The 11,616-nt window shown below is 48.5% G+C and carries 16 protein-coding genes; 5 read left to right on the top strand and 11 right to left on the bottom strand.

Translation table 11 applies throughout. The features are described 5' to 3' along the window. Positions 1-60: 60 nt before the first annotated feature. Positions 61-447 carry a DUF6496 domain-containing protein gene (locus tag DRJ53_RS09775; protein WP_114235438.1) on the bottom strand — a complete coding sequence of 129 codons (387 nt, stop codon included), beginning with the start codon at positions 445-447 and terminating at the stop codon, positions 61-63. 90 nt (positions 448-537) lie between these two features. Between DRJ53_RS09775 and DRJ53_RS09770 the strand changes: the two genes are divergently transcribed. Together DRJ53_RS09770 and DRJ53_RS09765 are read left to right on the top strand one after the other, a co-directional pair. Continuing rightward, complete coding sequence (locus tag DRJ53_RS09770) at positions 538-1,005, top strand: ferritin-like domain-containing protein (RefSeq protein WP_114235437.1); 468 nt, start codon at positions 538-540, stop codon at positions 1,003-1,005. Positions 1,006-1,257: 252 nt separating this feature from the next. Further along, positions 1,258-1,596: a four-helix bundle copper-binding protein gene (locus tag DRJ53_RS09765; RefSeq protein ID WP_114235436.1), complete on the top strand. Its 339-nt coding sequence runs from the start codon at positions 1,258-1,260 to the stop codon at positions 1,594-1,596. 58 nt (positions 1,597-1,654) lie between these two features. Here the strand turns inward: DRJ53_RS09765 and DRJ53_RS09760 are convergent, their stop codons facing one another. Then, the gene (locus tag DRJ53_RS09760) at positions 1,655-1,807 is read right to left on the bottom strand and encodes a lmo0937 family membrane protein (RefSeq protein ID WP_240040669.1); all 153 of its coding nucleotides are present in this window, start codon (positions 1,805-1,807) and stop codon (positions 1,655-1,657) included. Between the two features lie 196 nt (positions 1,808-2,003). On the opposite strand from DRJ53_RS09760, the gene DRJ53_RS09755 reads away from it, so the two are divergent. Together DRJ53_RS09755 and DRJ53_RS09750 are read left to right on the top strand one after the other, a co-directional pair. Further along, positions 2,004-2,951 (top strand): YihY/virulence factor BrkB family protein, encoded by a 948-nt coding sequence (locus tag DRJ53_RS09755; RefSeq protein ID WP_114235434.1) that lies wholly within the window; start codon positions 2,004-2,006, stop codon positions 2,949-2,951. Positions 2,952-3,075: 124 nt separating this feature from the next. After that, positions 3,076-3,366, top strand: coding sequence for a PLDc N-terminal domain-containing protein (locus DRJ53_RS09750; protein WP_114235433.1), 291 nt, complete (start codon positions 3,076-3,078; stop codon positions 3,364-3,366). A 171-nt stretch (positions 3,367-3,537) separates the two neighbouring features. Here DRJ53_RS09750 and DRJ53_RS09745 read toward each other — a convergent pair whose 3' ends face one another. The 9 genes from DRJ53_RS09745 to DRJ53_RS09700 all read right to left on the bottom strand — a co-directional run bounded on the left by DRJ53_RS09745 (position 3,538) and on the right by DRJ53_RS09700 (position 10,955). After that, a complete protein-coding gene (locus tag DRJ53_RS09745) occupies positions 3,538-4,974 on the bottom strand; it encodes a hybrid sensor histidine kinase/response regulator (protein WP_114235432.1) in 1,437 nt (478 codons plus the stop codon). A 21-nt stretch (positions 4,975-4,995) separates the two neighbouring features. Further along, a complete protein-coding gene (locus tag DRJ53_RS09740; RefSeq protein WP_114235431.1) occupies positions 4,996-5,520 on the bottom strand; it encodes a hypothetical protein in 525 nt (174 codons plus the stop codon). A 2-nt stretch (positions 5,521-5,522) separates the two neighbouring features. Further along, the gene (locus DRJ53_RS09735; RefSeq protein ID WP_114235430.1) at positions 5,523-7,064 is read right to left on the bottom strand and encodes a sigma-54-dependent transcriptional regulator; all 1,542 of its coding nucleotides are present in this window, start codon (positions 7,062-7,064) and stop codon (positions 5,523-5,525) included. Between the two features lie 53 nt (positions 7,065-7,117). After that, positions 7,118-8,539, bottom strand: a complete 1,422-nt coding sequence (gene rpoN / locus DRJ53_RS09730) for an RNA polymerase factor sigma-54 (RefSeq protein WP_114235528.1) — start codon at positions 8,537-8,539, stop codon at positions 7,118-7,120. 241 nt (positions 8,540-8,780) lie between these two features. Continuing rightward, on the bottom strand, positions 8,781-8,972 hold the full coding sequence (locus DRJ53_RS09725) for a hypothetical protein (protein ID WP_114235429.1): 192 nt from the start codon (positions 8,970-8,972) through the stop codon (positions 8,781-8,783). 448 nt (positions 8,973-9,420) lie between these two features. Then, positions 9,421-9,669 (bottom strand): hypothetical protein, encoded by a 249-nt coding sequence (locus DRJ53_RS09715; protein WP_123893475.1) that lies wholly within the window; start codon positions 9,667-9,669, stop codon positions 9,421-9,423. Between the two features lie 136 nt (positions 9,670-9,805). Further along, positions 9,806-10,303 (bottom strand): hypothetical protein, encoded by a 498-nt coding sequence (locus DRJ53_RS09710; protein ID WP_114235427.1) that lies wholly within the window; start codon positions 10,301-10,303, stop codon positions 9,806-9,808. Then, on the bottom strand, positions 10,296-10,637 hold the full coding sequence (locus DRJ53_RS09705) for a phage holin family protein (protein ID WP_114235426.1): 342 nt from the start codon (positions 10,635-10,637) through the stop codon (positions 10,296-10,298). Before DRJ53_RS09705 ends, DRJ53_RS09710 begins: the two co-directional genes overlap by 8 nt. 72 nt (positions 10,638-10,709) lie before the next feature. Next, positions 10,710-10,955: a YtxH domain-containing protein gene (locus DRJ53_RS09700; RefSeq protein ID WP_114235425.1), complete on the bottom strand. Its 246-nt coding sequence runs from the start codon at positions 10,953-10,955 to the stop codon at positions 10,710-10,712. Between the two features lie 207 nt (positions 10,956-11,162). Between DRJ53_RS09700 and DRJ53_RS09695 the strand changes: the two genes are divergently transcribed. Further along, a complete protein-coding gene (locus tag DRJ53_RS09695) occupies positions 11,163-11,507 on the top strand; it encodes a response regulator (RefSeq protein WP_114235424.1) in 345 nt (114 codons plus the stop codon). Positions 11,508-11,616 lie beyond the last annotated feature (109 nt).

Below are 11,616 nucleotides of genomic sequence, written 5' to 3'. Positions count from 1 at the left end.
TAAAAAAAGACTGCCCACGGGCAATCTTTTACGTTTGTATACAGTGGTTTACATCCGGTTTTAGCTAGTCTTTTTGCTGGCTGTTTTACCTGTAGTCTTTCTTGCCGTTTTCGCGGTCGTTTTTTTAGCCGATGCTTTTTTTGGGGCAGCCCTTTTTGTTGTTGCTCTTTTAGCGGTTGCTTTCTTAGCCGTTGCTTTTTTCGCTGCGGCTTTTTTACCTGCGGTTTTTTTTGTGGCCGCTCTTTTAGTAGTGGCACTGCTGCTTTTTGTTGCTGCTTTTTTCCGCGGTACTTTTTCGCCTGCTTCCCGGGCTTCCGATAAGCCAATGGCAATGGCCTGGTTGCGGGAGGTTACTTTTCTGCCACTCCCCGACTTCAGTTTACCGGTTTTCATTTCGTGCAGCGCATCGCCCACCTTCGAGCTGGCGCCTTTTGAATACGTAGCCATTTGTTTGAAATTTTGGGTGAGTAAATAACAGGTGTTGCCTGCGTGTAAAAAAGGTACAATTTTTTAACCCTATTTCCTAAACCGCAGACAATGGAAAAAAGCAATAAACTCGCCAGTGTGCTTACTGACCTGGTGCGCATCAATAACGACCGCATAGTGGGTTATGAAAAAGCAATAGATGAATTGAAACCTGAGGATGAAGATCTGAAGATGTTGTTCAGGCGTTATGCAACGGAAAGCAGGCAAATGGTGACGGAACTCAACACCGAACTGTCGCGGTTGGGTGCAACACCTGTTGAAGGCACTACCCATTCGGGTAAGATTTACCGCGTTTGGATGGATTTAAAAACAGCCATTTCGGGAAAAACAAGAACAGCAGTTTTGGAAAATTGTGAATTTGGTGAAGATGCGGCGCAAAAAGCCTACGACTTGGCGCTGAACAGCGATGCCGACCTGGAACCCGAGCAACGCGAAATGATTGTGCAGCAAAAACTTAGGCTGCGCATGGGCCACGATGAAGTAAAAAGACTGCGCGAACTGCACCAGGTGGGCAGTTGAGCAAGGTGCAAGTGAAGCACAGCAATTTGCTTCGATTTCAACTTTAAATAGTCAAAAAACCGGTGTACAACAGTTGGTAACACGACTCGCTGTAACCGGTTTTTTGCACTCAAAATAAACGCGATCATTGCACCGCTGCGTTTTGGCCTGTTATTTAGTAAAAGATTTGGGTATGGGTTGAATGAAAATAGCGCTTAAGCGTTACAGTAGTGTGTATCGGATTGCCCGGCCATTGAAACAAATCGGAACATCATGACGGCTCTTGCTCCTTCAGCACAAGCTTGCCTCGAAGCGTGGATCAACTGCGAAAACCTGTTGGCAGAAATTTCGTTGCGCCAGCCGGGCTATGCACACAGCCTTGAAAAAACCCTGGATGACTGTGCACTGATGTGCATGGAAACATGGCAGGCCATTAAAAGCAACGATCCCAATACCCGCAACATGATGCTCCTGTGCATTGGCCTGTGCGAAGAGTGCGCCGATGCCTGCAACCGCTACAACGACCCTTTCTTTAGCCAGTGTGCTAGTGCCTGCCGCAAATGCGCCAATCGCATGGCCGATGTCTCGCTCCAGTCTGTTTTACTCCAGTAATTTATTTGGTAAATATTGCAGCGTTGATTTGCAACACCGACAGGTGATGCTTGCAGCGTTATGCCTTTTGTATCACGCCAAACAGGAGCGCAATAATGGCTAGCAGTAGTACTACGTGCACCCAGGTGCCGGCGCTCCAGTAAAAAGTGCCTAAAGCCCAGCCAACGGCCAACAACACGGCCAATCCATAAAGTATGGTACGTTTGTACACAGGGTGTAGTTTTATTACACAAACCATACAGAAAAAATGCTGCCATCAATAACCCTTTTGTAACAATCGCCCATACAACCATCTGCCCTGCCATGCGTTCTAATTAGTTGGCGCAACCTTTTCATTGATCAGTACGTGGTTGCAGGCATAGCGGTGCATTGTTATTTGTAAAACATAATTGTTGCCAATACGTGATATGACTAAACTAAAGCTATACGGTAGGATATTGAGCGGTGCAGCCAAGGGCTTTATGAACGATCATGCACTTAAGTTCAGCGCATCGCTGAGCTATTACACCATTTTTGCCATGGGCCCGCTGCTCATCATTATTATTTCATTGGCCGGTGTATTTTTTGGCCGCGATGCGGTGCAGGGAACGCTGTATTCACAAATAAGCGGGCTGGTGGGTTCCGATGTGGCCATGCAAATTCAACAGATCATTGCCAACATACAACAGGCGCAGGCCAGCAGCACCGGCGCCGTGCTGGGCGGTGTTTTCCTAGTCATCGGTGCCACAGGCGTATTTACCGAAATGCAAGACTCCATCAACTATATTCTTTCGGTAAAAGCAAAGCCCAAAAAAGGCTGGCTCAAACTCATCATCAACCGGCTGCTTTCTTTTTCGCTCATAGTAGTGATGTCATTTATTTTGCTGGCCTCGCTGTTGGTAAATGCACTGATCACTTTACTCAGCGACCGCATTATCGACGAACTGATTCCCAACTATTCCGTGCAGGTATTGTACACACTGAACACACTGGTGATGCTGGTGGTCATCAGCCTCTTGTTTACCGTAATTTTTAAAGTGCTCCCCGATGCAGTGATTGCCCTGAAAGATGCAATTGTTGGGGCGGTATTTACCGCACTGCTATTTCTGTTGGGCAAATTTCTGATCGGTTACTATATCGGCAACACACGCCTCGGCATTACTTATGGGGCGGCGGCATCGGTCATCATTATTCTTTCGTGGATTTATTACACCGCCATCATTCTATATTTCGGTGCGGAGTTTACCAAAATGTTTGCGCTGTATGCCGGCGGCGGTATCCGGCCAAAAGACACAGCCGTTTTTATCATTAAAAGCGAATCGAAAGAAGTGCCAACACTACAAGTAAAAGAAAAGGCTGCGCCTGTAAAGAAATAAAGACGCTGCTTGGGGCTAACGCTAAACAAGTAAAATATGCAGTTCAACACAGCACAAATGGCATAAATTTTTGAGTACCCTAAGCATTATTGCGCCACCAGCACGTATTTCAAAACAGACGGGTATGAAAAATTTAAAGCAACCAGCATTTATTGTTGGCCTTCTCAGCATCTTACTTTTTATCGTCAGCGTGGCTGTAAAATCATATGGCTACCGCGGCAGTGATTATATCATTATTACTGCTACGGCGCTGGCCGGCATCACGTGGATCATGAGCATTATCAACGTCAGTACCCGCAGCGATATGAAGCCATTTCAAAAACGCTTCTGGCTGATTGCCGTAGTGGCCGCACCGCTTATTGGCGGCATGCTGTTTTTTATTTTACACCAAAAGGCAAATAGGTTGACGACGTGAGTTGGGAAAGTCCAGAAAGTCAGAAAAGACAGTAAAGACGGGAAAGCCAATAAGGTATTTATAAAAATAGAAGCGGGATTGTAATTGAACTGCCAATTCGATTACAATCCCGCTTTTTACATCATTTATCTTTCCAGACTTTACTGTCTTTCCCGTCTTTACTGACACATCTTACGCCGACGGAAACGTAATCACAAACGTAGTGCCCGTGCCAATGATGGACGAGACATCGATGTGCGCTTTGTGGGCTTGTAAAATATTGAGCGTGGATGCAAGGCCAAGTCCCATACCATTTCGTTTCGAAGTAAAATAAGGCTCGAACAGGCGGGACAGGTTTTCTTCAGGAATGCCGCAGCCATTGTCGCGGATGCTGATCTTATGAATAAAGTTGGCGCTTTCCAGCACAATCTCCAACTCGCCTTCGCCTGCCTTCATGGCTTCCACCGCGTTGATGATGATATTGAGGAACGCGATTTTCAGCTTTTCGGGGCTGGCCATTATCCAACAAGGCTCTTCGCAATAACTGATGGCCATGTTGATGCGCTGCAGCGTAATGCGGTCCAGCGCTTCGGCAATGGTTGCATCCATTACTGATTGCAGCGTGCACCGCTCAAAGTTCAGTTCCGAAGGCCGCGACGAATCGAGCAGTTCGGTAATGAGGTCGCCAATCCGTTTGCTGTTGCGCTGGATGATGTCGAGGTACAACGGTCCTTCCTCCACTTCGGGGGCATGGGCCAACTGCTCCACCGACATGTTGATGTTGTTCAGCGGGTTGCGTACTTCATGCGCCAGGGTTCGCACCAGGCGGCCCGTTGCGGCCAGTTTTTCCACCAGCAAATTGGCTTGCGCCGCCCGCTTCAGGTTGGTAATGTCGTGGATCAGGCCCTGGTAATGTGCCGTGGGCAAACCGCCCATTTGCGTAATCACCGAAAATACGCAGCTTTTGCGTTCGCCGCCGTTGGTTTGAAATTCCAGTTCCAGGTCGTTTACCTCGCCGCTGCTATTGAGCATATTGCGCAGCACAGCTTTAGGCATTTCTTCCGGGATCAGGTCGTACACGCTGCGCTCCTGCAATTCTTCTTTCGAAAAACCCAGCAAGTCGGAGGTGGCCTGGTTCATATCTCGGAAACGCAGGTCGCGGTCGGCAATAAACACCGCATCTTTCGACAACTCAAAAATGTTGCGGTACTTGCGTTCGTTTGCCCGCAGGGCTTTTAAATACGAAGTGCGCTCCATCGCGTAGCGAATGCAGCGCTCCAGTTTATCTACGTTCAGTTCTGTTTTAATGAGGTAATCGGTGGCACCCATTTGCATGGCTTCAATATCCACCGCTTTGTTGCCTTTACCGGTGAGCAGTACAATAGGCTCTTCCACACCCAGCGCCACGGCTTCTTTCAAAAAGTCAAGACCGGTTTTAGCGCCCAGGCGATAGTCCACAAAATACATGTCGTATGCACGGCTTTGCAAAAACTGGATGGCGTCATTGAAGCGAAAGCACCAGTCAACCTGCAGTTTGTATTCCTGTATCTGCTTGAGGTATTCGGAGGTAATGTAAAAGTCATCCTCATCGTCATCAATGATCAGGATGCGTATAGGTTGTTCAGCCATAAAAGGTTTTCCCAAATAAATTTATTGGCGGGGCTCGGTTTGCGGTTGCACGCAGCGATACAGGGTGAGCATAAAATGCACTCCGCCCGCCGGGATGCATTTGTGCTCCAACCCTATTTTGTTTTGCGCAAACAGCCGCTTTGCTTCCTGTAGTAAATGTTGTGCAGCATCGGTGCCGGCGCCTTCCGCATTGGTATGTATGGTTACCGAGTACACGCCGGCATCCTCATGCCCATCGAGCAGCGAGGGGCCGGCCGGCGCTCCCTGTACATAGCAATACACTTTGCTGCATGCCTCGTTTTGTGCCAGCATGGCCTGCAGCAGCAGGCACAAGGCTTCCTGCATGGGCGCAGCATAGGCACGCACAAGGGGCAGCTCGTCCATGCGTAAATTGATACCGGCGGCGCCGGCAGCTCCTTTTACGGCACCGGCAATCAGGCTATTGAGGTTCAGGGTTTCCCGCTTTACCAACAATCCTGTATCGTCCGTTAGTTTGATCGTAGCCTCGTACGCCACTGGAGTCGGGGCATGCTGCACTGGTTTCATCCCTACTGGTTATTAAATTCCTGGTACTGCTTCATTTTGTTATACAAGGTTTTGCGGTCGATGTTCAACAGCTTGGCAGCCTTGCTTTTATTGAAGTTTACCTTTTTCAATGCTTTGAGGATCATTTCGTACTCCGCATCAATGGAAGCTCCTTTCAGTGTGGTTTCGGAAATGCCTTTTACAATCGGCGCATTGGCTTCGGCAGCCTCCTCGCGGATTAGTGGCGGCATCGTGTTGTTGTGGCTGTTTACGGCCACAGGCGCCAACTCGGGTTGCTTTTCAAACTGCAGTTTGTTGAAATGCAGAATCTCGAACGGCAGCGACGATGCTTCGATCTGTGCGCCATCGGATAGCAGGGTAGCCCGCTTGATGACGTTCTTCAATTCGCGCAGGTTGCCGTACCACACATAGTTGCGGAAAATCTGCTCTGTTTCGGCACTGAAGCCCTGAATGCGTTTGCCCAGTTCGTCGCTGGTTTGCTGTAAAAAATGCGCAGCAAACAACATGATGTCGTCGGGGCGCTGGCGCAGCGGCGGCACATCAATAGCAAACTCGTTAAAGCGGTGGAACAAATCTTCGCGGAACTTGCCTTTACGGGCAGCATCCCACAGCTTTTCATTGGACGCCACAATAATGCGCACATCCAGCTCGGTATCTTTTGTGCCACCAATGCGGCGCATTTTACGCTCCTGTACCACACGCAGCAACGACACTTGTATGTCGTATCCCAGGTTGGCTACTTCATCCAGGAAAATAGTACCGCCATTGGCCAGTTCAAACGAACCAATTTTTTGGTTGAGGGCGCCGGTAAAAGAACCTTTTTCATGACCAAACAATTCGGAGCCGGCCAGTTCTTTACTGAGGGCGCCGCAATCGATCGCCACAAATGGTTTGCCTTTGCGTTTGCTGCGTTTGTGAATTTCCTGTGCAATGGCTTCCTTGCCGCTGCCGCTTTCGCCGTAAATGATCACGGTGTAGTTTGTGGGCGCCACCAGGTCGATTTGCTGGAGCAGGCCGCGGAAAGTGGGCGAATCGCCAAAAATATAATCGCCGGAGTGCACGATGTTGGGTTTGCTATCGGCACGGCCCGCAGCCTGCGGTGCAGCAGCAACCGGTGCTGCGGCGGCAGGTGCAGCTTCCCTGTTGTCGGTTTGAATAATATGCCTCGGCTCATGTGCAGCCGCAGGTGTGTCCAATGCTTTTTTGATGGTGATCAGAATTTCATCGGGGAACAGGGGCTTGGTAATATAATCGTAAGCGCCCATTTTCATTACCTCCACAGCAATTTTGATATCGCTGTAACCGGTGATGATGATCACGGGTATATAAGGGTATTTTTCTTTGATCTTTCCCAGTAACACGTTGCCTTCAATATCCTCAAGCCTGAAGTCGCACATCACCAGCGCAGGTTCTGTTTCCTCCAGTATTTCCAATGCTTTTTTTCCGGTGTATGCTTCTATAACTTCATATCCATGGCGGGTCAAAAAACGTTTCAACAACAGGCACATATCCCTGTCGTCATCAATAATGAGAATTTTTTGCATGTTATCTGTTTCTTTGGTTCGTATTTATCTTGTTCGAAGTTAAATGATTGACATTATGCCCACAAGCTGCGTACATGCGATACCGGAATCTGCAATTGCTCCCGGTATTTGGCCACGGTGCGCCGTGCTACCGAAAAGCCTTTTTGCGCCAGGATGGTAACGAGCTGTTGGTCGGTGTAAGGATTGTGCTTGTCTTCGCTTTCTATTACTTCTTCAATGGCCGACTGGATTACTTTGTTGGAAATTACCTGGCCTTTTTCGTTGGCAATACCTTCGGTAAACAGGTCTTTCAACAAGATCAATCCAAATGGTGTTTCGGCGTATTTGTTACAGGTAATGCGGCTTACGGTGCTGATGTCCACGCCTACCATTTCTGCAATGTTCTTCAGGATCATCGGCTGCAGCTGGTTGATATCGCCGGTAACAAAATAAGCATACTGCAACTGCACAATGGCCCGCATAATTTTCAGCATGGTGGCCTCGCGTTGCTGCACTGCATGTATAAACCACTGCGCCGATTGCAATTTGTTTTTCAGGTATTGCACCGCCGATTTATCGGTGTTTACCTTGGTGTTGCTATCGGCCATTTGTTTCCACGAGCTGTTGATGCTGAGGCTTTCGGAACGGTGGCGATACAGCGATACTTCGATCTCTTCGCCATTGCGGATCACCAAAAAATCGGGCAGGATGTTTTGGTTTACTTGTATGCTGTCCTGTGCTTCGCAAATAGGTTTCATTTTTAGCGAAGCAATCAGTTGCAACACAATTTTCAGTTCATCGTCTTCGAGGCGCAACATGTGTTTGATCTTATCCATGTTGCGGTTGTGCAGGTCGTTGAAATGATTTTCCAAAAGGCGCACCGCCATCTTCACATCGGGCCGCTTTTGGTTTAGCCGGTGCAGCTGAATAAGCAGGCATTCGCGGATGCTGCGTGCACCCACACCCACGGGCTCCAGTTGCTGGATTTTGTGCACCACGGCCATGATCTGGTCGGGCTCAATCCAATGATTCATCCGGAACGAAATGTCTTCGGCCAAGTCTTCGGGATCCTGCTCCATCAGGCCCTGGTCGGAAAACGAATCGATGATGTATTCAGCCAACTCCGCTTCTTTCGGGTCATCGCAACCCAGCTTGAACTGCTCCTTCAAGTTGCTGCGGTAATCGAAATAACCGACAATGGGCCGCTCGGGCACCTTATCGTTGTGGAGGTAATTGTTGTACTCTACTTTGTAATCCGGAATATCGTCGTAGCCGTGTTCTTCCCAATCGTGGTAATCCTGTACGGCGTCTTTGTTGAATTTTTCCACCAGGGGCTCAAATTCATTTTTCTGGTCTTCCAGCAGGGGGTTTTCTTCAATCTCCTGCTGAATTCTTTGTTCCAATTCAAGTGTATTGAGGTGGAAAAAGTTGAGTAGCTGAATTTGTTGCGGTAAAATTTTCAGCCGCTGCTTTTGGGTGAGGCGTTGATTGATCATGCTGGTGATTTTGGCTACAGTCTTTAAAACAATCAAAGCACCAAAAAACTCCAGCTTTAAAATATTTACAAGAGCTTGTTATTCAGGGTGTTAGTTATTAGCAAAAAGGGGATGCAATGGCAGTGCTTAAAGTTACAGGATGAAAATGCCTCTTTTGAGGAAACCTTTCCCCAACTGGGTGCGCACTACATTAGCTCCACACAACATCATATGCCTCAGTCCATTCGCTAAGCCCCTGCTCCTAGCCTCCGCCTGGCGCAAACCTGCCCGAATTGGGAACGGGGTATGAACCAACTGCCCCGGAAGCAGGATCGCCTTTAACGGTAGTGGCTGCCGAACGGCTGCGCTCCAAAGGAGAAACAGGCCTGCCGGCGCCAGCCAGCACGGGCTGCATTACTTGCTTTTGCGTGTTTTGAATTTTCGATGGTTGCATAAAAAGGTGTTCTGTCGCTTTCCCTGTCTTAAAAATTGTACCAATTAAAAATAGGCCTCAATGTAGGCGCAGTAAGGCTTACGGGCAAAAACCAGTATGGCTATTTGGCTACATTTTGAGGTAATTCTTCACCCTTAAAAACTACGAATATGCTACTCTGGACATTAATTTTCCTGGTGGCGGCCATTGTGGCTGCCGTCGCCGGCTTTGGTTGTATTGGAGCCGATGTAGTCTCTGTTGCCTAATTGCTGTTTTTTTTCTTCCTGTTTGTGCAGTTGTTACTAGTGGGCGGCTTTAGAAGAAGGAGGTAAAAAATATATGGACCAAAACAACAAAGGGGTGCAATGGCTGCACCCCTTTGTTGTAACTCATTTTGTACAACTAAAAACTCCACTTCGGCTTTTGCAGCACGCTGGAGCGTTATTAATGGTTTTTAAAACAAGATGCGTTACTCATTGACCACATCGCTATAGCTGCCGTCAATTTCAGATTGCGAAGGCCTGTTTACGGTTTGCTGCGCTTCCTGCGAATTAACGATCACTTTTTCGTCGGCCCGGTCATCGGTAGGGCGGATGTTGCTCAGCGAGTCGTCGCCACCTTCACGGCCGGCAGCCTGTTCATTAATGTTATCGCCGGGGCCGTTTGGCGGCTGGTTCAATTCTCTTTTCAAACGCGGGTCGTTAGGTGTATGTGCCATGGTGATGTTTTTTAAATGAAACAAACAATGTGTTATTAATCAATAAAACGCCTAAAACCGTACCGGTTTGGGCAAAAAAGAACCGGCACCTGCAGGGCAGCGTACCGGGCAAATATTGCATGCATATAAAGGCCAATTACAGCGCCGGCTCGGGGCCCAGCGGGTCGGTGGTGGCTGCCTTGGGTGGCGGCGCACCGCCGGGATAATATTTTCGGGGGTCCTGTGCAGCCTCCTCCGGTGTGTATGCGGTAGGGCCGGGTTTGGGCCGCAGCTTTTGCATAAATGCATTGATCTTTTGCATCAGTATTTCCCGCTTTTCTTCGGTGATGAGGTGCGATGCATAGTTCTTCACCACGTATGGAATGGCTATTTTGGTAAACCAGCCTGCACGGGCCAGCACAAAGCGGCGCAGCAGCAGGTCGAGGCCAAACTCAAGGCCGAAGTTCATCATCGGGCCGGTATGGTCGCGGGTGGCCATTTTGTTTACAAAATTAAATGCAGTGCCCACCGGCTTCAACCCTTGCCGTACACCTGCCACATCAGTTTTCAACAACGTTTCATGCCCCTTCAGGATGTTCATCAGGCGTTTTTGCTCTTCCAGCAGGTCTTCGTAAGTCCGTATTTTGTTATTCATATACTTTGCTGATGATGGTATTGCGGATCCAGGGAACGATTACTTTTTTGCGCAGCGCTATAATGAGGATGAGCAGCAGCAGGAAGAACCCAGCTACGATCAAGAAGCCTGCAGCATTGCTGTTGAGTACGCTGCTCAGCCACCAGGCAATGCCCGTAAACAAAAAGATGAGAAAGAAAACAGAGAGCAGCACTGCGGTAACACCAATGGCGGCACCTGCAGCGGCTGTAGATGCACTGGCTGTGGCTTTTGCCTTGGCCAGCTGCACATAAGTTTGGGCATAATCGGTAGCGTGTTGCTTCAGGCTGGCAAAGTTGGTCTTCAGGTCGTCCATAAGCTGGTGAAGTTGGGTGGGTGAACATAAAGCAGCAGGCCGTGGCCTGCTGCACTATACGAAGCTATATGCTTAGATAAAATCTTCTGCCCTGTTGGCCATGCGCCTAGTCTGCAATTTGCCTTTGGTAGTGGCACGGGTCAGTTCGCCTTTGGCGTTGGCCAGGAGGTCGCTCAGGCTGGAGGCCCAGCTTCCGGTGGCTTTGGAAATATTGCGGCGCATATCGGTACCTTTTTCAGGAGCCAGCAACATGCCGATGGCTACACCTGCAGCTGCAGCGCCAATGATACCTACGATGAGTTTAGTCCGTTGGGTCATGATTTGGTATTTTAAGGTTAAACAAATGTTTCTGCCAACGGAGGATAAATAATCGTACCAAACCGCATGGTTAAGCGCAGTAATCCACTGCTGGAGCGCCGGGGAAAAAACTCTACAGGAAAAACTGAAAAACTAATACCCATTCTTTGTTCTTTTGCACAGTTTTTCTGGTATAAAAATTAGTACAATCTCAGGGTAACAAATATTATGAACCAAAGGAAGAAAGTTTTAATCATAGATGATGAGGTGGACCTGTGCCTGCTGATGAAGCAATATTTTGTTCGTAAAAACTACGAAGTCTATATTGCCCATACCTTAAAAGACGGCATCAACCGCCTGCATCAGATCATTCCCGACTACCTGCTGATTGACTACAACCTGCCAGACGGGCTGGGCTGGGATAAGCTACCCGAGATGTATGAGCAGTATCCCAACATCCAGTACCACCTGATCAGTGCGTTCAGGCCCACCATGCCCGCAGAGCTGGATGGTGCCAAGCTGACCATTTGGGAAAAGCCCATCAGCCTGAAAGCGCTGGATAATTTTTTTTAAGCCCGCAGCGCTGCTTTGATATCGGTCACTGAACGGCAAGGGTTGTTGTTATTGAAACTTCTTTAAGGAATGAAAAGCCACAAGGATTAAGGTCTTTGTGGCTTTTTTG

It is taken from the genome of Paracnuella aquatica, from assembly GCF_003332885.2.
Lineage (GTDB): Bacteria > Bacteroidota > Bacteroidia > Chitinophagales > Chitinophagaceae > Flavisolibacter > Flavisolibacter aquaticus.
This window is presented reverse-complemented; position numbering and strand designations above follow the sequence as displayed.